The following is a 20,866-nucleotide window of genomic DNA, read 5'->3' as shown; positions in this document are numbered from 1 at the left end:
GAACCGCGCCGAGCGGTTAGGCTCGACGCGCCCCGCCTTCACCGACGAACGCGCCCTCGAAGGAGTCTGTGTGCCCCCGTCGAACGCCGATCACTCACCCCGTGTGGATGCCCTGCGCGCGGGAGCGCAACGGTGGGTCGAGCTGCCCCTCGCGAGCAAGCGCGACCTCCTGCGCAGCGTGCGGGCCGCCACTCTCGCCGCCGCAGCCGACTGGGTGCGCACGGCCTGCGAGATCAAGGGCATCGACCCCGATTCTCCGGCCGCGGGTGAGGAGTGGTCGACGGGCCCCTACTCGCTCATCACGGCGACGAGCGCGATGGAGAAGACCCTCAAGCTGCTCGACGCGGGGCGCTCCCCCGTGTCCGAGGTCGAGATCGGCCGGGCTCCTGGAGGCCGCACGACTCTGCGCGTCTTCCCCTACGTGGCGAAGGATGCCGTCCTGCAGGACTACGAGGCGCGTGTGTGGCTGCGACCCGGCGTCTCGCTCGACGAGGTGCGCGCCGGCATCGCGCGCGAGCTGCGTCGACGCGACCCCCAGCCGCGACTGACGCTCGTCCTCGGGGCCGGCAATATCACCGCGATCCCCGCCCTCGACGTGCTGAGCGCGCTCTACCAGGAGAACTCGGCCGTCCTCGTCAAGCTCAACCCGATCACCGACCCGTTGCGGCCGGCGCTCGAGGCCGCGTTCGCGCCGCTCATCGACCTCGGTGTCGTGGCGGTCGTCTCGGGCGACCGCGACCTCGGCGAGGCTCTCGTCACAGACGATCGCGTGGATCGCGTCCACCTCACGGGCAGCCGCCACACCCACGATGCGATCGTGTGGGGTGACGGTGAGGATGCCGCCCGTCGCCGCGCGGCGGGCGAGCCCCGGCTCTCCAAACCCGTCACGAGCGAGCTCGGCGGCGTGGGCCCGGCGATCATCGTGCCCGAGGAGACCTGGAGCGACGACAACGTCGACGCCGTCGCCCGCGACATCGCGACGCAGCGCCTGCACAATTCGGGGTTCAACTGCGTGGCGACCCAGATCGTCGTGATCCCGGAAGCCTGGGGCAAGGCCGATGCCTTCGTCGACCGGCTGCGCCACCACCTGGCGATCGCACCGACGCGGCCCGCCTACTACCCGGGGGCTTCGAGCCGGCAGCTCGCCGTCGTCACCGTGCACCCGCACGCCAATGTGCTCGGCGGCGACCCGAACGTGCCCCGCACCCTCGTCGATCACCTCGACCCGCTGGACGCGGACGAGCACCTGTTCACGCAGGAGGCGTTCGGGCCCGTGCTCGGCGTCGTGCGGCTGCCCGGCACGCGCGAGCCCGAACCGTACCTGGCTGCGGCGATCGAGTTCGCCAACGAGCGCCTCGCGGGAACCCTGAGCGCGAGCATCCACGTTCATCCGTCCACGCGCGAGACCCTCGGGGCCGCCTTCGACGACCTCGTCGTGCAGCTGCGGTACGGCACGATCGGCATCAACGCATGGGGAGGAACCGTCTTCGGGATGCCCGGAGGCACGTGGGGCGCCTTCCCCGGCCACACCCTCGCCGAGGTCGGCAGCGGCCTCGGCATCGTGCACAACGCCCTGCTGCTCGACCCCGACCACGTGGAGCGCACCGTCGCGGAGGGGCCGTGGCGCGCGCATCCCACCCCCCTCTGGTACGTCGGCAACCGCACCGCGCACGTGACCGCCCGCCGCCTCACGCGCTTCGCGGGCATCGACTCGTGGGCGATCGCCGCCCCGATCGGTGCCGCCGCGCTCGACAGCTACCGCAAGGGCTGAGGGTGACGACCGCGCCCGAGCACGAGCGGCACGTCGATGTGCTCGTCATCGGCTCGGGGTTCGGCGGCGCCGTCGCCGCGCTGCGCCTCGTCGAGAAGGGATACTCGGTCGCCGTGCTCGAGGCCGGTCGCCGGTTCGCCGATGACGAGTTCGCGCGCACCTCGTGGAGTCTGCGCAAGTACTTCTGGGCTCCCGCGCTCGGCCTGCTCGGCATCCAGCGCATCCACCTGCTCGACGACGTCATGATCCTCGCGGGCGCGGGCGTCGGCGGTGGCTCGCTCGTCTACGCCAACACGCTCTACCGACCGTCGAGCGACGCGTTCTACCGCGACCGGCAGTGGGCTCACATCGCCGACTGGCGAGCCGAGCTCGACCCCTACTACGACCAGGCCTCGCGGATGCTCGGGGTCACGACCAACCCCACGATCACGCCCGCCGACGAGGTCATGCAGAAGGTCGCCGCCGACCTCGGCGTCTCCGACACCTTCCGCCGCACGCCCGTGGGCGTGTTCTTCGGCGAGGGCGCTGGTGTCGAGTCGCCCGACCCGTACTTCGGCGGTGCCGGCCCGGCCCGCGCCGGCTGCCGCGAGTGCGGCGAGTGCATGACGGGCTGCCGCCACAACGCGAAGAACACGCTCGTCAAGAACTACCTGCACCTGGCCGAGGCGGCTGGCGCACAGGTCTTCCCGCGCACCACAGTCACCCGAGTAACCCCCCGCCACCCCCACCCCGAACGGGACAGATCTGGCGCACAGGGGCGCGTGCCCCACGCCCCAGCGCCGATTCGCGCCAGATCTGGCCCAGCTGGGGCGGGTGGGTACCTCGTGACCACGCGTACCACGGGCGCCGGGCGGCGCAGCGAGCGACGGTGGACGGCCGACCAGGTGGTCGTCGCGGCGGGAGCCTGGGGCACGCAGCAGCTGCTGCACCGCATGAAGGCGGAAGACCATCTGCCGGGCATCTCCGACCGGTTGGGCACGCTCACCCGCACCAATTCGGAGGCCCTCGGCGGAGCATCCACGGCCCTGCGCCGCAGCCGCGGCGTCGACTACACGCGGGGCGTCGCGATCACGTCGTCGATCCACCCCGACGAGCACACGCACGTGGAGCCCTGCCGGTACGGCCACGGCTCGAACGCGCTCGCCCTGCTCGCGACGCTCGCCGTTCCCGGCGGCCGCCGCACCCCGCGCTGGCTCCTCTGGATCGGCCAGCTGCTGCGCCACCCCGGCCGCGTCGCCTCGATGGCGTTCGGGCTCGGCAGCTGGTCGCGCCGCTCGATCGTCGGCCTCGTCATGCAGACCCGGGACAACTCGCTCACGGTGCGCGCGAGCCGCGGCGCCTTCGGGCGCTTCCGCCTGAGGTCGCAGCAGGGGCACGGCGAGCCGAACCCCACCTACATTCCGCAGGCGAACGAGACCTACGCACTCATGGCGAAGCACATGAACGGGTTCCCGCAGTCGGGCATCAGCGAGGTCGTCGACGTGCCCATGACGGCGCACTTCCTGGGCGGCTGCGCCATCGGCGACTCCCCCGAGTCGGGAGTCGTCGACGCGTACCACCGCGTCTTCGGGCACGAGGGCCTGCACGTCGTCGACGGCTCGGCGATCTCGGCGAACCTCGGCGTGAACCCCTCGCTCACGATCACCGCGCAGGCGGAGCGCGCCTTCGCCCTGTGGCCGAATCGCGGCGAACGGGATGCTCGTCCCGCGCTCGGCGAGCAGTACCACCCCGTTCCGCCGGTCGCTCCGCGGTCGCCCGTGGTGCCGCCCGGCGCTCCCGCCGAGTTGCGCCTCCCCGTGCCGCTGGGCATCCCGCGCGTCGGCCGCCCCGCCTAGAGGATCTCGCCGAGAATCCCGCCCGCGGCTGTGACTTGCTCTACGCAAGTAGAGTACGGGTGGGCCGCTTGCGATGTGCAACGAGCGTGTGCCACAGTGTGGCCCGATAGGGGGATTTTCTGCCCATGACTCATGAGCTGCGTTCCGGGTGCCCGATCGCGGCGTCCCTCGACATCCTCGGTGACCGGTGGACTCTCGTGGTCCTGCGCGACATGCTGCTGGGCGACCGCACCCGATTCTCCGAGCTCGCCGTCGACGAATCGATCGCCACGAACATCCTGACCGACCGGCTCCACCGGCTCGTCGAGGGCGGCCTCGTCGAGAAGACGGCCGACCCCGTTGACGGCAGGCGGGTGATCTATCGCCCTCTGCTTCCCGCTATCGACCTGATACCCGTCTTGGCCGAGCTCGTCGCCTGGGGCAGCCGCCACACCGCCGTGCCCGAGAATCCGGTCTTCGCGGCATTCGTGAACCCCGAGACCCGTGAGGCGGCGGTCTCGCAGGTCATGGCGAGGCTGACGGCGCAGCTGGTCTAGGCCCTCGTCACAGCGGGCACGGCGTGCGCCGTGCCGACGAGAGCCCGTGTCGTGACCAGCCAGACCACGGCGCGGTGCCCGACCTACCGCGACTGCGGGCGGAACCCGCGCAGTCGCAGCGAGTTCGTCACGACGAAGACGCTCGAGAACGCCATTGCGAGGCCCGCGAGGAGCGGGTTGAGCAGTCCGAGCATGGCGACGGGAATCGCGGCTACGTTGTAGCCGAAGGCCCAGAACAGGTTGCCGATGATGGTGCGCAGGGTTCGCCGCGCGAGCCGGATCGCGTCGACGACGACGAGCAGGTCGCCGCTCACGACGGTGAGGTCAGAGGCCGCCATGGCCGCGTCAGTGCCGCCGCCCATCGCGATGCCGAGATCGGAGGCGGCGAGCGCCGCCGCGTCGTTGACACCGTCGCCGACCATCGCCACGACGTGACCGTCGGCCTGCAGCTGTCGAATCACGTCGAGCTTTCCCGCCGGTGTCACGCCCGCACGCACGTCGTCGATACCGAGCTCGGCCGCGACCGCCTCCGCGGCGCCGGCGTTGTCGCCCGTGAGCAGCACGGGCGTGAGCCCGAGCTCGCGCAGTCGTGAGAGCGCGAGAGGCGAGGTCGGCTTGAGCGTGTCGCCGAGAACGACGACGCCCGCGACCGCGCCGTCGATCGCGACGACGATCGGCGTCGCGCCCTGAGACTCAGCATCTGTCACGAGTGCATCCTCGACGGGCACAGCCCACGCCTCGCGCAGCCACGATGCGCGGCCGATCGCGAGCGCGTGCCCGTCGACGACGGCCGTGACGCCGGCGCCGGCGTGCGCCTCGAAGCTCTCGGCGGGCAGCAGCTCGAGGCCCGACGAGCGCGCGTGGTCGACGACCGCCCGGGCGAGGGGATGCTCCGACCCGTCTTCGGCGGAGGCCGCGAGCACGAGCATCCGGTCGCGATCGATGCCGCCCGCCGCCGTGACCGAGCGCACCGCCATGTGCCCCGTCGTAACGGTGCCGGTCTTGTCGAGCACGATCGTGTCGATGCGACGCGTGCGCTCGAGCACCTGGGGGCCCCGAATGAGGATGCCCAACTGCGAGCCGCGACCCGTTCCGACGAGCAGCGCGGTCGGGGTCGCGAGGCCGAGCGCGCACGGGCACGCGATGATGAGCGTCGCGACCGCCGCCGTGAAGCCGATCTCGACCGAGTCGGCGAACACGATCCACGCCAGGAGCGTCACGAGCGCGAGCAGGAAGACGATGGGCACGAAGATGCCCGAGACTCGGTCGGCGAGCCGCTGCACGTCGGCCTTGCCGGTCTGCGCCTCCTCGACGAGGCGTGCGAGGCGTGCGAGCTCCGTGTCGGAACCGATGCGCGTGGCTTCGACGACGAGGCGACCGCCCACCGCGAGCGTGCCGCCGACGACGCGGTCGTCGACCGTGACGTCGACGGGCACCGATTCGCCCGTGAGCAGGGACTGGTCGACGCTCGACGCGCCCTCGATGACGAGACCGTCGGTCGCGATGGTCTCACCGGGGCGCACGACGAAGCGGTCGCCGACCTGCAGGGCGTCGACGGGCACGCGTACTTCGACGCCGTCGCGCAGCACGGTCGCCTCGCGCGCGGCGAGGTCGAGCAGGGCGTCGAGTGCTTCGCGTGACGAGCGCTTGGCGCGCGCCTCGAGGTAGCGCCCGAGCAGGATGAAGACGGTCACGGCGGCGGCGACCTCGAGGTAGATCTCGTGCGCGCCCGCCTCGGGCGTGCCGAGCAGCTGCAGCTGCATGGTCATGCCGGGCCTGCCGGCCTCGCCGAAGAACAGTGCGTAGACGCTCCACAGGAAGGCCGCGGTCACGCCCACCGAGATGAGCGTGTCCATGCTCGCGATGAAGCGCCGCGCGTTGTGGAGCGCGACGCGGTGGAACGGCCACGCCCCCCACACGGCGACGGGCGACGCGAGGGCGAGCACGAGCCACTGCCAGTTCGTGAACTGCAGCGCCGGGATCATCGACAGCACGAGCACGGGAACCGTCAGCACGGTGGAGATGAGGAGCCGTTGCCGCAGCGCGCGCAGCTCGTCAGCGGGCTCGGCGATGCGAGCCTCTTCACCGGATGCTGCGCTCACCTCGCGCGGGACGACGAGCGTCGCCGAGTACCCGGCCTTCTCGACCGCCGCGATGAGAACGTCGGCGTCGAGCTGCTCTGCGGCCCCCGCGGCCGCGCGCACGCTCGCCTTCTCGGTCGCGTAGTTGACCGTGGCCTCCACGCCGGGCACCTTGTTGAGGCTGCGCTCGATGCGGTTGGCGCACGAGGCGCACGTCATGCCCGTCAGGTCGAGCTGCAGGCCGGCGGGCTCGGTTTCGGCGCCCACCGCGGGCCGAGCATCCGTGGTGCTCATGCTCTAGAGCAGCGCGTAGCCGGCCTCGTCCACCGCTGCGCGCACCTTCTCGGGGCTGATCGAGGCGCTCGAGCGCACGGTGACGCGCGAGGCGCCGTCCTTCTTGAGCACGATCTCGACGGCGTCGACGCCCTCGATCGCACCGACCTCCTCCTTGACGGAGGAGACGCAGTGGCCGCACGTCATGCCGGTCACGAGGTATTCGACGGCGAGACCGCCGGGGGCCGTGCCGTTGCCGATGCTGGAGACACGTGCTTCCGAGGTCGCAGTCTCGGTGGCTGCGGCGTCAGCGCCGCCGTCGCCGTGCCCGCACATGCAGGCTCCGCCACCGCAGCATCCGCCGGCGGCGCTCTGGTCGCCGAGAAGGTTGAGGGAGTTCTGGGGCATGCCGTTGGTGTCCATGCGCCCCATTGTGGCATACCCCCTAGGGGTACTCAAGGGCTCGCATCACGAGGACGGGTCGAGAGGGTGCTCGTGCACGACCGAGCTCAGCGTCACCCCGTTGAGCTCGACGTACAGCTGCCGCTCCGTGACCGACACCGTGAGGGCGTTGCGCCGCTCGAGCGCCCCCACCGCGGCGTCGATGAACCCGGGGTCGAAGCTGTGCAGCACGATCCGGTCAGCCTCGTGAATCTTCTTGCCCGCCCACGGCGCCATGACCTTGCCCGGGTCGCGGTGCGTGTAGACGACGGTGCGGTCGGCGAGCTTGCTGCCGTGGTGCAGCCGCGCGGCATCGGGAGCGCCGACCTCGATCCACCCCGTCAACCTGCCAGTGCGGTCGCGGACGACGACGGCGGGCTCCTCGGTCGAGGAGAGCCCCTCGCTGAAGGCGATGCCCTCGGTGTGCTCGAGGCAGTACGCGAGCACGCGGGTGACCATGTAAGCGTCGGTCTCGGAGGGGTGCCGTGCGACGCGGATGCTCAGCTCCTCGTACACGCCCCGATCGACGTCGGCGAGCGATCCCGTGAAGGTGTGCACCACTGCGCCCGCTGCCATGAGGCCGAGCCTACGCGGCGATCGACGAACGACGACGCAGTCCGCAAGCCTCTAGGATTCCGTCGGCAGGCTCGGCCTCGAGAATCGCTCGCGGTACTCGGTGGGCGTCACACCGAGAACGCGCTTGAACGAACGATGCAGAGTCTCCGCGTTTCGGAAACCAATCTGGTGCGCCACGGCCGCGATACCGTCCTCGGTGAGTTCGAGCAAGCGGCGGGCGGCGTCCAACCTGACGCTCTCGACGTAGCGAGCGGGACTCGTGCCCACTTCCGTCGTGAAGTGACGCTGGAAGCTGCGCTCGCTCATGCGGGCGCGCTCGGCGAGCGCGCCCACCGTGAGGTCTGACTGCAGATGGTCGGAGATGTAGGCGAGCAGGTCGGCCACCTCCGAGTGCTGCGAGGATTGCGCTGCGAGGTGTACGGAGTACTGCAGCTGACCTCCCGCCCGGCGCAGGTAGACGACCAGGCAGCGCGCTACCTCGGCAGCAAGGGCGCTCCCGTGGTGGTTGCGGACGATCTCGAGCGAGAGATCGATCCCGGCCGTGACGCCGGCCGACGTCCAGACGCCGTCGTAGTGGAAGATCCGGTCCGCATCCACATCCACGTCCGGATGCGCTGTCGCGAGCTTGTGGGCGAGCGCCCAGTGCGTCGTGGCGCGCCGACCCTCGAGCAGTCCCGCGCGGGCGAGGAGCAGCGCACCGGTGCAGATCGAGCCGACCTCGCCGCTGCGACGCGCCAGGTCCGCGAGCGCGGACACGAATTCGGAGTCCTCCGCCGCGCTCTCGACCTCCAGCCCGCCGGCGACGAGCAGCACGTCGGCGACGAGGTCGGGATCGCCGACGGCGCGCGTCGCGTATAGCGCCGGTCCTGCTGCCGTGACGACGGGCCCCGGCCGGGGCGCGGCGATGTCGACGACGTAGGGAGGATCCGAGGTCCCCGAGCGCTCGGCGACCCAGTTGGCGAAGTAAAACACGTCCGCGGGTCCGAAGACATCGAGACCCTGCACCTTGTCGAACGCGACGATGACGACTCGGCGGTGACGCACTCCACCATCGTGGAAGGCGTCACCGCCGGTGTCAATGGACACTCGGTTACGAGAGCGTCAGGCCGACGCGGTCGCGGGAGGTGCCGTCGACAGGGCCCTCTCGTGGGCTGGCCGCAGGTACCAGAGCGCGATTCCGACGAGTGAGAACCACACGATCATGGCCACCCCGAACGCTGCACCGGCGTCCGCGAAGCCCGGTACGAGGGTCAGGAGACCAGGGATGCCGGCGAGGATGCCGATGGCGCAGATCCACCGGGGCAGGGCGCGCCCGATCCACGCGGCGAGACTCGCGACGATGACCCATACGGCGCCGATGACCTCGTTCCCGCCGCCCAGGCCGTTGCCGACCGTGTCGACCGCGCGCCAGAGCTGCTGGGCTCCTTGCGCATCGGTGCTCGCAAGACTGGAGACCGTGGAGAGCCCGACGCCGATCACCATGCCGGCCGCGATGATGACCCCCGCCCACAGCAGACCGAAGGCGAGTCCCACCCGCGCGAGTTGCCCGGCTCGCTCGCGGGGCACGCGGTCTCCGAGTGCAATCGCCAGGGGAACCATGACGATTCCGAACACGATCGTGATGACGGTGTTCCAGAGGATCAGCATCGGCTCATGCTCGACGAGGAGCGGCACGGCTACCGCCGGGTCCGTTGTGGTGACATAGTCCCGCAGACGGGTAAGCGCGAGCAGGATTCCGAAGACGAAGGTTCCGGCCGCGGTCGAAGCGGCGACACCTCCCACTTTCTGCATGGTGTTCACAGGTGTTCTCTCTCTCGTGACGTACGTCTCGCGCGCGATGTTGCGGTCGACGAAGCCCGCGCCTCGCGCGGGCGGCGAATGGATAGATCGGTAGTGCCGCCGGCAAGAGCCGACGTGATCGCTATGCCGGTGAGACCCAGCACGAGGGTCGCAACGAAGGCAGCGGCCGAGATCCATGAATCCCATCCGACCCCTGCGCCGTCGTCTCGCCCCGCTCGATTTATCGAGACGAGCGCGACGACACCACTCAGCGCGCAGGCGAGAGCGGCGATGACCTTCAGCCCTGTGCGCAGTGCGCGCGTCATGCTCGCCACTCGCTGCTCGAGTTCGGTCAGGTTGTCCGGCACACATCCACTGTGCCGAGCGCGCGACTATGGCGCTACGACAGATGATTGACGAAATGCGCCACGCGGCGAGCGAAGGGGCACCGCGCGTCTCGGTGGTTGCGTGCGGCGAGATCCGGCCAGCGGGGAGCCCTCGAGCATCGACCCCCGCAAGGTCAGTCCGGAAGCCAGCGGGATAAGTGCCGCGGGGAGTTCTGCACCTGATGGTGCGCGAGGGGGGACTTGAACCCCCACGTCCTTACGAACACTGGCACCTGAAGCCAGCGCGTCTGCCAATTCCGCCACTCGCGCGCAGCGACCGCGAGCACCATCCCTGAGGGGACGAGCGCCGTGTCGTCAACCAGGTGACATTATCACAGCGCGCACACGCCTTCCGTTCGGCTTTGGCCCGAACAGCCGACTACCATCAGAGGGTCGTCGGCGCCCATGCCGGTGCTGTCCACCACGATGAGCGAAGGAGGCGGCGATGGGTCTTCTCGACAGCTTCGAGCGCGGCCTCGAGCGCGTCGTGGGCGGAGCCTTCGCGAAGACGTTCAAGAGCGGCGTGCAGCCGCTCGAGCTCGCCGCGGCGCTGCGTCGCGAGCTCGACACGAAGGCCGCAGTCGTCTCGCGCGACCGCATCCTCGTGCCGAACATCCTCGCCGTGCGCCTCGCCCCCGCCGACCACGCGCGCATGATGTCGCTCGGCGAGTCCCTCATCGACGAGCTCACCCAGCTGCTGCAGCAGCACGCGACCGCGCAGCGCTACACGTTCCCCGGCGGGATCCGCATCGACCTCGTCGCCGACGCGCAGCTCACCGAGGGCGTCGTCGTCGTCGACTCCGAGTCGGTCAAGGGCCGAGTGGCCTGGACGCCGGTCGTCGAGATCAACGGCGAGCGCCACCGTCTCACCCACTCCCGCACGGTGATCGGCCGGGGCAGCGAGGCCGACATCACGATCGCCGACACGGGCACGAGCCGCACCCACATCGAGATCCTCTGGGATGGCGAGCGGGCCCAGCTCACCGACCTCGGCAGCACCAATGGCACGCAGCTCAACGGTGCGCCGGTGTCGCGTGCTGTGCTGCCTCCCGATAGCGTGATCGAGATCGGCCGCACGCGGATCGTCTTCCGCGTGCTGGCGCAGACCGGTCGCGGCGCCGGCCCGACCCCACCCCGAGGAGGCCAGCGATGAGTGAACTGACGCTCCTGGTACTCCGCATCGGCTTCCTGCTCCTCCTGTGGGCGTTCGTGTTCGCGATCGTCTACGCGCTCCGCTCCGACCTGTTCGGGCAGAAGGTGCGTCGGGTCGCACCCCCCGCGGCGCCGGCCGCGCCTCGCGAGACCGACCTCTTCCCACCGACGCCTCCCACGCCGACGCCCCAGCCGAAGACCGACGACCCGCCCGCGAAGCGCCTCGTCATCACCTCCGGCAGCAAGGAGGGGCTCGAGATCGAGCTCACGGGCGAGCAGCTCACGATCGGCCGCTCCTCCGACTCCGCCCTCGTCGTCCGCGACGACTACACCTCGACCCACCACGCGCGCCTCATGCTGTGGGACGGCCAGTGGATGGTGCAGGATCTCGACTCGACCAACGGAACCTTCCTCGCTGGCAACCGCGTGAGCGTCCCCACGCCCGTGCCGCTCAACACGCCCGTGAGCGTGGGCACGACGACCTTCGAGTTGCGGCGGTAGCCCCCGTGACGACGCTCTCCTGGGCGGGATCCCACGTCGGTCGCATCCGCGCCAACAATCAGGATTCCGGCTACGCCGGCGCCCACCTCTTCGTCGTGGCGGACGGCATGGGCGGCCACGCGGGAGGGGATGTCGCGAGCGCGCTCGCGATCCAGTCCATCGCCCACATCGACCGCGAGTTCGAGAGCCCCGAGGAGGCTGAGGAGGCGCTCGCCTCCGCGCTCCTGGAGGCCAACAAGGAACTCGCCGAGACGGTGTTCGAGCACCCCGAGCTGACCGGTATGGGTACGACCGTCAGCGGATTCGTGCGCGTCGGCGACCAGCTCGCGATCGCCCACATCGGCGACAGCCGCATCTACCGATGGCGCGACCACGAGTTGACGCAGATCACGAAGGACCACACCTTCGTGCAGCGCCTCGTCGACAGCGGGCGCATCACCGAGGAGGAGGCGGCGACGCACCCTCGGCGCTCGGTGCTCATGCGCGTGCTCGGCGATGTCGACATCACGCCCGAGATCGACACGATGGTCGTCGACACGCAACCCGGCGACCGCTGGCTGCTGTGCTCCGACGGCCTCACCGGTTACGTGCCCGAGTCGGAGATCGCGAGCGTGCTCTCGCGTCAGCCGGATGCCGCGGAGGCCGGCCAGCAGCTCATCGAGGCGACACTCGAGAACGGCGCCCCCGACAACGTCACGATCGTCATCGTCGGCGTGGACGCCGACCGACCGAGCGGGGTGCCGCAGCCGAGCCTCGTCGGAGCCGCCGGCGCGCCGCTGAGCTACTCGCCGGTCGCCGCCAAGCGCTCGCTGCGCATCCCGGCCATGCTGCTGCACCCCATTCGCGCCGCGATCACCGACCCGGAGGACGAGCACTTCGAGCCCGAGTCGGAGGAGTTCCTGCGCGAGCTCATCGCCGAGGACCGGCGGAGGCGCATCCGCCGCCGCATCACGTGGTCGGTCGGCATCGTGCTCGTGGTCGGCATCATCGTCGCCGCCCTCACCGCCGGCTACCAGTGGACTCAGACGCGGTACTTCGTCGGCACCGCCGACGGCAACGTGGCGATCTACCAGGGCGTGCAGCAGGATCTCGGGCCCTTCCCCCTCTCGAGCGTCGTCGTGGAGACGCCCATCGCGGTCGACGACCTGCCCGACTTCACGCGGCGCAGCGTCGAGGCCACGATCAACGCCGACAGCCTGAGCGACGCCTACCGCATCGTCGAGAGGCTCAGTGATGTCCTCGACTGAGCCGACCATGCCGCTGACTGGCCCCGTGGTGGACGCGGATGCTCCCCTCGCGCCCGCGACGCAATCCATCAGGATTCGACTGCGAACGCCGTCGCCGCTGCGCAACCTCGAGTTCTGGCTCGTCCTCATCGCGATCGCGATCACGGGCGCGGCCGTCACCCTCGTGCAGCTCGGCGCCCTCGGCGCGCTCGATCCGCAAGTGCTGCTGTACAGCGCGGGGCTCGGCGTGCTCGGCCTCGGCGTGCACGTCGTTCTGCGCATCGTCGCACGCGATGCCGACCCCTTCGTCCTCCCGATCAGCATGACCCTCAACGGGCTCGGCGTCGCCATGATCTACCGCCTCGATATCGCCGAGGGCTTCGCGGGCTGGGAGAGCGCGGGCATCCGCCAGATGGTGTGGACCGCGATCGCCATGGTCGCCGCGGTCGGCGTGCTCGTGCTCGTGCGCAATCACCGCGTCCTCGCGCGCTACCGCTACGTCGCGATGGTCGTCGGCATCGGCCTCCTGCTGCTGCCCCTCCTGCCGGGCATCGGCCAGACGATCAACGGTGCGCGGCTGTGGATTCAGCTCGGGCCGTTCTCATTCCAGCCCGGTGAGATCGGCAAGATCGCTCTCGCGGTGTTCTTCGCGGGGTACCTCGTGACGGCGCGCGAGTCGCTCTCGATCGTCGGGCGACGCGTGCTGGGCATCCAGTTGCCCCGGGGTCGCGATCTGGGCCCGATCCTCATCATCTGGATCGCCGCGATGGGCGTGCTCGTGTTCCAGCGCGACCTCGGCACCTCCCTCCTCTACTTCGGCCTGTTCCTGGTCATGATCTACGTCGCGACCGGCCGCCTGAGCTGGGTGCTGCTCGGCCTCACCCTGTTCGTGGGCGGTGCCCTCCTCGCCAGCCGGGTGCTCGGCTACGTCGGCGGCCGCTTCGACGCGTGGCTCGACTCGTTCAACCCCGAGGTCTACGAGGCGGTCGGCGGCAGCTATCAGCTCGTGCAGGGCATGTTCGGGCTCGCCAACGGCGGGCTCATCGGCACGGGCCTCGGCCAGGGGCGGCCCGACATCGTGCCGCTCGCCGAGAGCGACTACATCATCGCGAGCCTCGGCGAAGAGCTCGGGCTCGTGGGCCTGTTCGGCATCCTCGCGCTCTACCTCCTCCTCGTCGCCCGCGGGTTCCGCATCGGCTTCAACGGCAGCGACGACTTCGGACGCCTGCTCGCTGTGGGCCTCTCCTTCGTGATCGCCCTGCAGGTGTTCGTCGTCATCGGCGGCGTCACGCGCGTCATCCCCCTCACCGGCCTCACGACCCCGTTCCTCGCGGCCGGCGGCTCCTCGCTCGTCGCCAACTGGATCATCATCGCCCTCCTTCTGAGGCTGAGCGACAGCGTGCGCCACCAGCCGCGACTGGTGGTGGAGGACTGATGAACAAGGAGCTGCGCCGAGTGAGTGTCGCGACCCTCGCGATGTTCCTCGCCCTGTTCGTGTCGACGAGCGTCATCCAGGTGTTCGCCGTCGACGACCTGCAGGCGGATGACCGCAACGTGCGCACCCTGTACGCGAGCTACTCGGCCGAGCGCGGGCCCATCCTCGTCGGCAACTCGCCGATCGCCGAGTCGGTGCGGGTGGACGACGAGTACGAGTTCCTGCGCACCTATCCCGAGCCGTTCCCCTACGCGCACGTCACGGGCTACTTCACGCTCAACCAGGGCGTCACGGGCGTCGAGTCCGCCTTCAACGACTTCCTCACCGGCACGGCCAACGAGCAGTTCCTCGACCAGCTCAGCGCGATCGTCACCGGCCAGAGCCCCCGAGGGGCCGCGGTCGAGCTCACCGTCGACCCGGTCGTGCAGCAGGCCGCGTACGAGGCGATGGGCGATCTGACCGGTTCGATCGTCGCGATCGAGCCGGCGACCGGGCGCATCCTCGCGCTCGTGTCGACGCCGAGCTACGACCCGAACCGGCTCTCCTCGCACAGCACCTCCGAGGTGCTCGAGGTCTACGACGAGCTTCTCGCGGCCGATGGTGACCCGCTCATCAATCGCGCGATCAGCGGCGACCTCTACGCTCCAGGCTCGGTCTTCAAGCTCGTCGTCACAGCAGCGGCCCTCGACAGCGGCGCCTTCGACGCCGACGACGAGTTCCCGAACCCTGCCAGTCTCACGCTGCCCCTGAGTTCGTCGATCGTGACGAACTCGAACAACAGCACGTGCGGCTCCGGCGACACCGCGACACTCGAGACGGCGCTGCGGCTCAGCTGCAACATCCCGTTCGCGGAGCTCGGCCGCGAGTTGGGCGAGCAGACGCTCGCCGACTACACGACCGCGTTCGGGTTCGGCACCGCGCACGAGATTCCGCTCACGGCGACCCCGAGCACCTTCCCCACGGGAATGGATGAGGCGCAGCTCATGCTCTCGTCGTTCGGGCAGTACGACGTGCGCGTGACTCCCCTGCAGGTGGCCATGGTGAGCGCCGCGATCGCGAACGGCGGCAACCTCATGCAGCCGACGCTGCTGGAGCGCATCGTCGCTCCCGACCTCGCGACGATCGAGGCCCCCGAGCCCGTGCTGCTGAGCCAGCCGATCGCACGATCCACCGCCACGGAGCTCACGGCGCTCATGGTCGCGGGGGTCGCCAACGGGGCTGCGTCTAATGCCAGAATAGAAGGCGTCGACGTGGCGGGTAAGACCGGCACGGCCGAGAACGGCGCGACCGAGCCCTACACCCTGTGGTTCACCGGTTTCGCCCCCGCCGACAACCCGCAGGTCGCGATCGCTGTCGTGATCGAGGACGGCGGCGGGCAGGGGCAGTCCGCGTTCGGCAACCAGATCGCGGCTCCGATCGCGAAGAGAGTTCTTGAGGCGGTGCTGAGCAGATGAGGCCTACGAGCGGGCTCACCTTCGGTGGGCGCTACCAGTTGCTCTCCCGCATCGCGATCGGCGGCATGGGCGAGGTGTGGCAGGCGACCGACCTCGTGATCGGCCGCACCGTCGCGCTCAAGATCCTCAAGGACGAGTACATGGGCGACCCAGGGTTCCTCGAGCGCTTCCGCGCCGAGGCCCGCCACGCCGCGCTCGTCAACCACGAGGGCATCGCCAACGTCTACGACTACGGCGAGGAGGAGGGCAGCGCCTTCCTCGTCATGGAGCTCGTGCCCGGCGAGGCCCTGTCGACGATCCTGGAGCGCGAGCGGGTGCTTCCCGCCGACCAGGTGCTCGACATCATCGCCCAGACGGCGTCGGCTCTGCATGCGGCGCACCAGGCGGGGCTCGTGCACCGCGACATCAAGCCCGGCAATCTGCTCATCACCCCCGACCGACGGGTCAAGATCACCGACTTCGGCATCGCCCGCATCGCCGACCAGGTTCCGCTCACCGCCACCGGTCAGGTCATGGGCACCGTGCAGTACCTGTCGCCCGAGCAGGCGAGCGGGCACTCCGCCTCCCCCTCCACCGACGTCTACTCTCTCGGCATCGTGGCCTACGAGGCCCTCGCCGGTCGCCGGCCGTTCACCGGGGAATCGCAAGTCGCGATCGCGATGGCCCAGATCAACGAGGCCCCTCCCGAGCTGCCGGTCACGGTCGCCGACCCCGTGCGCAACCTGATCTTCGCGTCCATCGCCAAGAAGCCCTCCGATCGCCCCGCATCGGCGCAGGCCTTCGCCCGCGCCGCGCAGGCCCTGCGCCGTGGCGATGTCGGCGCAGCGGCCGCGATCGTACCCGCCATCACGGGCGGCGCGACCACCCAGGCGACGCAGGTTCTCGGGGCGGTCGGGTCGGAGGACGCCACGAGAGTGCTGCCGAGCATGGGCGGCGCGGCGGCGAGCACGACCGACACTCAGCCGGCCCCCACTCAGCGCAGCCCGTGGACGTGGCCCCTCGTCGCCCTCTCGAGCGTGCTGCTGCTCGCCCTCGTCGGCGTGCTCATCGCTGTCTTCGCCGAGCCGAACGAGCCCGCTCCCGTGCCGACCGAGACGACGAGCGTCGAGCCGACCGAGGTCGAGACCCCGTCTCCCCCCCCGACGGTCGAGACCGTGCTCATCGTCGAGGAGGAGTGGGTGGACCTCACGCGCGCGCAGGTGCAGGAGAAGGCGGCGCGCCTCGACCTGCGCATCGAGGAGGTCGACGGCAACATCGCCCCGAGCCGGGAGCAGCAGGGGCTCTCCTACCGCACGACGCCGATCCGAGGCGAGGTGCAGACGGGCACGCTCCTCACCGTGTACTTCTACACGGACATCCCGACCCCTCCCGCACCGAGCAATCTCGCGATCGCACCGGGCGAGGGGCCGTACCCCGCGGGGAGCGACGTCACTCTCAGCTGGCCCGCGTACTCGGACTGCCCCGCCGGCTACAGCCTCGAGGCGTACAACGTCACGATCGTCGGCGGAACCCCCGCGCAGGGCAACCCGCTCCCCGCCTCCACCACGAGTCTCGTCGTGACCCTCGCCGACAGCGGCCAGTTGCGCGTGACCTACGTGGCGCAGTGCGGCTCGCTGCAGTCCGAGCGCTCCGCAGAGCTCGCCGTTCCCATCGCCGAGGAGTGAGAGCCCTCCACCCGATCACCGGGTGGTCGCGCACCGCGACCACCTACACTGTGATCGAGTCAGACGCAGCAGTGAGGATACGGTGACGATGGACGATGTCGCGCAGGGTTCGCGGGTTCTCGCGGGTCGCTACGAGCTGGGGGCCCTCATCGGCCGAGGCGGCATGTCCGACGTGCATGTGGCGACAGACGCCAAGCTCGGTCGACGCGTCGCCGTCAAGCTGCTGAAGTCCGCCCTCGCGAGCGACCCCGTCTTCCGCACGCGCTTCCGCCAGGAGGCTCAGGCCGCCGCGCGCATGGCGCACCCCACGATCGTGCGCGTCTTCGACGCGGGCGAGGAGGTCGTCACCGAGTCGGGCACCGGCGAGACGGTCGTTCCGTTCATCGTCATGGAGCACGTCGAGGGCCGCCTGCTGAAGGACATCATCGCCGACGGCCCGCTGCCGGTCGCCGAAGCCGCACGCATCATCGAGGGAGTGCTCACGGCGCTCGAGTACTCGCACCGCGCCGGCGTCGTGCACCGTGACATCAAGCCGGGCAACATCATGGTGACCCCCACCGGGCAGGTGAAGGTCATGGACTTCGGCATCGCTCGCGCGATCTCCGACTCGGCGGCGACAGTCGCGCAGACCAGCAGCATCCTGGGCACGGCGCAGTACTTCTCGCCCGAGCAGGCGCGCGGCGAGACCGTCGATGCCCGCACTGACCTGTACTCGACCGGTGTCGTGCTCTTCGAGATGCTGACGGGGCGTCCTCCCTTCCAAGGGGATTCTCCCGTCGCCGTCGCCTATCAGCACGTGAGCGAGCCGCCCGTCGCGCCGAGCACTCTCGCGCCGCAGGTGACTCCCGCGCTCGACGCCGTCGTCATGCATGCGCTCTCCAAAGACCGCTTCACGCGGTTCCAGTCAGCGGCCGAGTTCCGCACGGAGGTGGCGGCCGCTCTCGGCGGCAGCGCTCCCGTCATGCGACCGGAGAGCGGTCCCGACTTCAGCGCCACCCTGTTCGGCGTCAACCCGCAGGCGACGGCGAGCACCGAGTCGGCCATGCGGCAGCTGAGCGTCGACGACGAGGAGCGCCGCAGCCGCAGCCAGACACGACCCCCCGTCGCCTGGATCTGGTCGGGCATCGCCGTCATGATCGTCATCATCGCGGCCGTGCTCTACTGGGTCTTCAACCTCGAGCAGACGCCGCTCACGAACTCGGTCGCGATCGAGGTGCCCGAACTCGTCGGCCAGCAGTACGAGGACGGCGCCCAGGAGCTCATCGACCTCGGCCTCGAGCCGGTGCCGTTCACCGAGTCGACCCCCGACATCCCTGAGGGTCAGATCCTCCGCACCGAGCCGCCGGCGGGCATCGCGGTGGGCCCTGGCCAGGACATCGAGGTGTACGTCTCCTCGGGTGCCCCGCTCGTCGACGTGCCGAGCCTCACCCTTCTCACGCTCGAGCAAGCGGAGGCCGAGCTGGAGGCGAGCGGTCTCGTCGTCGGTACCGTCGCGAGCGAGAACTCGCCGAACGTGAGGCCCGACGTCGTGATCCGCACCGACCCGGAGTTCGGAGCAGAGCTGCGGGAGGGCGACTCCGTCAACCTCGTGATCTCGAACGGCCTCGTGACCGTGCCGGACGTGCGCGGCGAGACGATCGGCGAGGCGACGTCGCAGATGAGCGCGCTGCAGTTGAGCGTGACGGTGCAGGGCGATGCCAGTTGCACGGGCCAAACGGTCACCGGCCAGTCGCTCGCGCCCGGCGATCATCCGCAGAACTCCGCGGTCACCCTGCGGTACTGCAACGGCTCCGCCGAAGACGACTAGGAGCGTCGGGGCGAGCGCGAGGCCGCTCAGTCCCCGAGAGTGGCTGAGCTCACGAGCGGCGTGAGGCCGCGCGCGGTCACGGCGGCCTCCACGAGTCCGGCTTCCGCGAGCCAGTTGCCGAGCATCCGATAGCCGCCCTCGGTGAGCACCGACTCGGGGTGGAACTGCACGCCGTGCACGCGTGCGGCGCGGTGTCGCACACCCATGATGACCCCGCCGGGGGTGCGCGCCGTGATGACGAGCGATTCGGGCACGGTTCCCTCGACGATCGCGAGGCTGTGATAGCGCGTCGCGCGGAACGACTGCGGCACACCCGCGAAGAAGGGGCTGTCATCGTGATCGATGAGCGACGTCTTGCCGTGCATGAGTTCCTCGGCGTGGGTCACGACCCCGCCCAGGGCTTCGGCGATGGCCTGGTGCCCGAGGCACACGCCCAGGAGCGGGATGTCCGAGGCGATCGCCGCATGGACTACCGGGATCGAGATGCCGGCCGAAGCGGGGTTGCCGGGTCCGGGTGAGAGCAGCACCGCGTCGTAGCCGCCGATCAGCTCGGCGACCTGATCGGCGTCGACCACATCGTTGCGCACGACCGTGGTGTGCGCACCGAGCTGCTGCAGATACCCATCGAGGGTGTAGACGAAGCTGTCGTAGTTGTCGATGACGAGAACCCTCACGACATCGACTCCACGACGGACTCCTGCTGAAGGAAGGTCTCCGCGATCCAGGGGAAGACCCATGTCACGAGAGCGATGAGGATGCTCGCCACGAGCACGAGCACGATGAGCACCCGCACGGCGAGCGGGCCAGGGAGTACCCGCCAGAGTGCTGCGTACATGAGGTTCCTCTCGTGCCTATCGGCTCGACGCTTCGACGAGTCCGGAGATCTCCGCGGGGGCGCCACCCGAGCGCGGGTGCCAGTCCTCGAGCACGGCGTAGGCGATCATGCGTTCCGCCGTCGAGAAGCGCGGGTTGCACGTGGTCAGGGTCAGGATGTGCTCCCCAGGCTCGACCTGCGGAGCCTGCGGCACGGGCAGCAGCACGTCGACGCCGCTCGGCCAGACGTACTCGAGCCCGCGGAAGCCGTACTGGTACCAGCCGTCGCGCGTCTCGACGTAGAGGTTGTCGCCGAGCTGCAGCTCGCCCACCTCGCTGAAGGCGCCGCCCCAGGTGTTGCGGTGGGCGGCGAGGGCCACGTTGCCGAGCTCGCCCGGCATCTGCGTCTCGGCGTAGTGCCCCACGCCGAGCGTGCGACTGTTGAGCACGGTCGCCGGGTCGACGCCTTCGCCGATGGCCCGCACGTAGTCGTCGCCGAAGCGCGGCACGATGAGCGCGCCCCAGCGCTCTCCCTCAGCACCCGCGACGGCGACGGGCGGGTCAAGCGGGGCGCCCGGCTCGGTCGTCTCCTCGGACTCGGGCTCGGGCTGCGCGGCGAGGTCGTCCTCCCACTCCTGCTGCAGCTCGCGCTGCACGTCCACGGCGGCGCCCTGCTGCTCCGAGCCGGTCACGATGTCGTTGAGCCAGACGTACCAGCCGAGGAAGAGCATGACGAGCACTCCGGCGGTGATGAGGAGCTCGCCGAGGACGCCCGTGATGCTCACGGGCGTCCTCGACTTCTTGGTCCTGGCCACGCGCTCATTGTAGGCGGAGGTGCTGGGGTGGCGGGTCGGGCTAGAATCGCCCCATGGCCAGGACGACGAGCGACTCCGAGAACACGCCCACTCCGAGCAGCAAGGACACCCCGAACCCGGTGTGGTTCAAGCCGGTCATGTTCGGCTTCATGCTCGTGGGCCTTGTCTGGATTCTCGTCTACTACGTGAGCCAGAGCTCCTGGCCCGTGCCGAGCATCGGCCCGTGGAACATCATGGTGGGCTTCGGCATCATGTTCATCGGCTTCCTCATGACGACACGCTGGCGCTGATCGGGCCTTCTCCGACCCTGTCCCCCGAGCG

20 protein-coding genes and 1 tRNA gene are annotated in these 20,866 nt (G+C 70.0%); 11 read left to right on the top strand and 10 right to left on the bottom strand.

The features are described from left to right. Nucleotides 1-70: 70 nt before the first annotated feature. The 3 genes from IE160_RS12435 (at nt 71) to IE160_RS00165 (ending at nt 4,142) form a co-directional block, all read left to right on the top strand. Entirely contained in the window at nt 71-1,771 is a 1,701-nt protein-coding gene (locus IE160_RS12435; protein ID WP_224744498.1) for an aldehyde dehydrogenase family protein, read from the top strand. Between the two features lie 2 nt (nt 1,772-1,773). Continuing rightward, on the top strand, nt 1,774-3,606 hold the full coding sequence (locus IE160_RS00170) for a GMC family oxidoreductase N-terminal domain-containing protein (protein ID WP_224744497.1): 1,833 nt from the start codon (nt 1,774-1,776) through the stop codon (nt 3,604-3,606). Between the two features lie 125 nt (nt 3,607-3,731). After that, nucleotides 3,732-4,142 carry a winged helix-turn-helix transcriptional regulator gene (locus IE160_RS00165; RefSeq protein WP_191151313.1) on the top strand — a complete coding sequence of 137 codons (411 nt, stop codon included), beginning with the start codon at nt 3,732-3,734 and terminating at the stop codon, nt 4,140-4,142. 83 nt (nt 4,143-4,225) lie between these two features. Here the strand turns inward: IE160_RS00165 and IE160_RS00160 are convergent, their stop codons facing one another. The 7 genes from IE160_RS00160 to IE160_RS00130 form a co-directional block, all read right to left on the bottom strand. Then, complete coding sequence (locus tag IE160_RS00160; protein ID WP_191151312.1) at nt 4,226-6,517, bottom strand: heavy metal translocating P-type ATPase; 2,292 nt, start codon at nt 6,515-6,517, stop codon at nt 4,226-4,228. 3 nt (nt 6,518-6,520) lie between these two features. Further along, the gene (locus IE160_RS00155; RefSeq protein WP_224744496.1) at nt 6,521-6,919 is read right to left on the bottom strand and encodes a heavy-metal-associated domain-containing protein; all 399 of its coding nucleotides are present in this window, start codon (nt 6,917-6,919) and stop codon (nt 6,521-6,523) included. A gap of 45 nt (nt 6,920-6,964) precedes the next feature. Beyond that, entirely contained in the window at nt 6,965-7,513 is a 549-nt protein-coding gene (locus IE160_RS00150; protein WP_191151311.1) for a YaeQ family protein, read from the bottom strand. 51 nt (nt 7,514-7,564) lie between these two features. Further along, nucleotides 7,565-8,599: a GlxA family transcriptional regulator gene (locus tag IE160_RS00145; protein ID WP_191151310.1), complete on the bottom strand. Its 1,035-nt coding sequence runs from the start codon at nt 8,597-8,599 to the stop codon at nt 7,565-7,567. 15 nt (nt 8,600-8,614) lie between these two features. After that, the gene (locus tag IE160_RS00140) at nt 8,615-9,313 is read right to left on the bottom strand and encodes a DUF4386 family protein (RefSeq protein ID WP_191151309.1); all 699 of its coding nucleotides are present in this window, start codon (nt 9,311-9,313) and stop codon (nt 8,615-8,617) included. Then, complete coding sequence (locus tag IE160_RS00135) at nt 9,310-9,660, bottom strand: hypothetical protein (protein WP_191151308.1); 351 nt, start codon at nt 9,658-9,660, stop codon at nt 9,310-9,312. Before IE160_RS00135 ends, IE160_RS00140 begins: the two co-directional genes overlap by 4 nt. A 201-nt stretch (nt 9,661-9,861) precedes the next feature. Next, nucleotides 9,862-9,948 (bottom strand) — tRNA-Leu (locus IE160_RS00130). A 175-nt stretch (nt 9,949-10,123) separates the two neighbouring features. On the opposite strand from IE160_RS00130, the gene IE160_RS00125 reads away from it, so the two are divergent. The 7 genes from IE160_RS00125 (at nt 10,124) to pknB (ending at nt 18,917) form a co-directional block, all read left to right on the top strand. Next, a complete protein-coding gene (locus IE160_RS00125; RefSeq protein WP_191151307.1) occupies nt 10,124-10,831 on the top strand; it encodes an FHA domain-containing protein in 708 nt (235 codons plus the stop codon). Further along, nucleotides 10,828-11,331 (top strand): FHA domain-containing protein FhaB/FipA, encoded by a 504-nt coding sequence (locus IE160_RS00120; protein ID WP_179872846.1) that lies wholly within the window; start codon nt 10,828-10,830, stop codon nt 11,329-11,331. The genes IE160_RS00125 and IE160_RS00120 overlap by 4 nt, the downstream gene beginning before the upstream one ends. Nucleotides 11,332-11,336: 5 nt before the next feature. Further along, nucleotides 11,337-12,578: a Stp1/IreP family PP2C-type Ser/Thr phosphatase gene (locus IE160_RS00115; RefSeq protein WP_179872845.1), complete on the top strand. Its 1,242-nt coding sequence runs from the start codon at nt 11,337-11,339 to the stop codon at nt 12,576-12,578. Beyond that, on the top strand, nt 12,565-13,992 hold the full coding sequence (locus IE160_RS00110; protein WP_502708742.1) for an FtsW/RodA/SpoVE family cell cycle protein: 1,428 nt from the start codon (nt 12,565-12,567) through the stop codon (nt 13,990-13,992). Before IE160_RS00115 ends, IE160_RS00110 begins: the two co-directional genes overlap by 14 nt. Beyond that, the gene (locus IE160_RS00105) at nt 13,992-15,446 is read left to right on the top strand and encodes a peptidoglycan D,D-transpeptidase FtsI family protein (RefSeq protein ID WP_191151306.1); all 1,455 of its coding nucleotides are present in this window, start codon (nt 13,992-13,994) and stop codon (nt 15,444-15,446) included. Before IE160_RS00110 ends, IE160_RS00105 begins: the two co-directional genes overlap by 1 nt. Then, nucleotides 15,443-17,110 carry a serine/threonine-protein kinase gene (locus tag IE160_RS00100; protein WP_191151305.1) on the top strand — a complete coding sequence of 556 codons (1,668 nt, stop codon included), beginning with the start codon at nt 15,443-15,445 and terminating at the stop codon, nt 17,108-17,110. The genes IE160_RS00105 and IE160_RS00100 overlap by 4 nt, the downstream gene beginning before the upstream one ends. An 88-nt stretch (nt 17,111-17,198) precedes the next feature. Next, nucleotides 17,199-18,917, top strand: coding sequence for a Stk1 family PASTA domain-containing Ser/Thr kinase (pknB, locus tag IE160_RS00095; RefSeq protein ID WP_179873795.1), 1,719 nt, complete (start codon nt 17,199-17,201; stop codon nt 18,915-18,917). Between the two features lie 26 nt (nt 18,918-18,943). On the opposite strand, the gene IE160_RS00090 is transcribed toward pknB, so the two are convergent. Genes IE160_RS00090 through IE160_RS00080 form a run of 3 tightly spaced genes read right to left on the bottom strand, consistent with a single transcriptional unit; the run spans nt 18,944 to nt 20,545 of the window. Next, nucleotides 18,944-19,654: an anthranilate synthase component II gene (locus IE160_RS00090; protein ID WP_179872842.1), complete on the bottom strand. Its 711-nt coding sequence runs from the start codon at nt 19,652-19,654 to the stop codon at nt 18,944-18,946. Beyond that, nucleotides 19,588-19,752: a hypothetical protein gene (locus IE160_RS00085; protein WP_179872841.1), complete on the bottom strand. Its 165-nt coding sequence runs from the start codon at nt 19,750-19,752 to the stop codon at nt 19,588-19,590. The genes IE160_RS00090 and IE160_RS00085 overlap by 67 nt, the downstream gene beginning before the upstream one ends. A 16-nt stretch (nt 19,753-19,768) precedes the next feature. Beyond that, nucleotides 19,769-20,545, bottom strand: a complete 777-nt coding sequence (locus IE160_RS00080; RefSeq protein WP_224744495.1) for a class E sortase — start codon at nt 20,543-20,545, stop codon at nt 19,769-19,771. 53 nt (nt 20,546-20,598) lie between these two features. Here IE160_RS00080 and IE160_RS00075 point away from each other — a divergent pair, with 53 nt between their 5' ends. Further along, the gene (locus IE160_RS00075) at nt 20,599-20,835 is read left to right on the top strand and encodes a cell division protein CrgA (protein ID WP_179872840.1); all 237 of its coding nucleotides are present in this window, start codon (nt 20,599-20,601) and stop codon (nt 20,833-20,835) included. The last annotated feature ends 31 nt before the right edge of the window (nt 20,836-20,866 follow it).

Origin of the sequence: Chryseoglobus sp. 28M-23, from assembly GCF_014789785.1 — a bacterium.
In the GTDB taxonomy this organism is placed as follows: Bacteria; Actinomycetota; Actinomycetes; order Actinomycetales; family Microbacteriaceae; genus Microcella; species Microcella indica.
This window is presented reverse-complemented; position numbering and strand designations above follow the sequence as displayed.

Bases quoted from the DNA above. Each gene is read 5' to 3' on its own strand.
- IE160_RS00165 (WP_191151313.1), top strand. From the start codon at position 3,732: ATGACTCATGAGCTGCGTTCCGGGTGCCCGATCGCGGCGTCCCTCGAC.
- IE160_RS00160 (WP_191151312.1), bottom strand. From the start codon at position 6,517: ATGAGCACCACGGATGCTCGGCCCGCGGTGGGCGCCGAAACCGAGCCC.
- IE160_RS00155 (WP_224744496.1), bottom strand. From the start codon at position 6,919: ATGGACACCAACGGCATGCCCCAGAACTCCCTCAACCTTCTCGGCGAC.
- IE160_RS00150 (WP_191151311.1), bottom strand. From the start codon at position 7,513: ATGGCAGCGGGCGCAGTGGTGCACACCTTCACGGGATCGCTCGCCGAC.
- IE160_RS00125 (WP_191151307.1), top strand. From the start codon at position 10,124: ATGGGTCTTCTCGACAGCTTCGAGCGCGGCCTCGAGCGCGTCGTGGGC.
- IE160_RS00120 (WP_179872846.1), top strand. From the start codon at position 10,828: ATGAGTGAACTGACGCTCCTGGTACTCCGCATCGGCTTCCTGCTCCTC.
- IE160_RS00110 (WP_502708742.1), top strand. From the start codon at position 12,565: ATGTCCTCGACTGAGCCGACCATGCCGCTGACTGGCCCCGTGGTGGAC.
- IE160_RS00105 (WP_191151306.1), top strand. From the start codon at position 13,992: ATGAACAAGGAGCTGCGCCGAGTGAGTGTCGCGACCCTCGCGATGTTC.
- IE160_RS00100 (WP_191151305.1), top strand. From the start codon at position 15,443: ATGAGGCCTACGAGCGGGCTCACCTTCGGTGGGCGCTACCAGTTGCTC.
- pknB (WP_179873795.1), top strand. From the start codon at position 17,199: ATGGACGATGTCGCGCAGGGTTCGCGGGTTCTCGCGGGTCGCTACGAG.
- IE160_RS00090 (WP_179872842.1), bottom strand. From the start codon at position 19,654: ATGGGTCTTCCCCTGGATCGCGGAGACCTTCCTTCAGCAGGAGTCCGT.
- IE160_RS00085 (WP_179872841.1), bottom strand. From the start codon at position 19,752: ATGTACGCAGCACTCTGGCGGGTACTCCCTGGCCCGCTCGCCGTGCGG.
- IE160_RS00075 (WP_179872840.1), top strand. From the start codon at position 20,599: ATGGCCAGGACGACGAGCGACTCCGAGAACACGCCCACTCCGAGCAGC.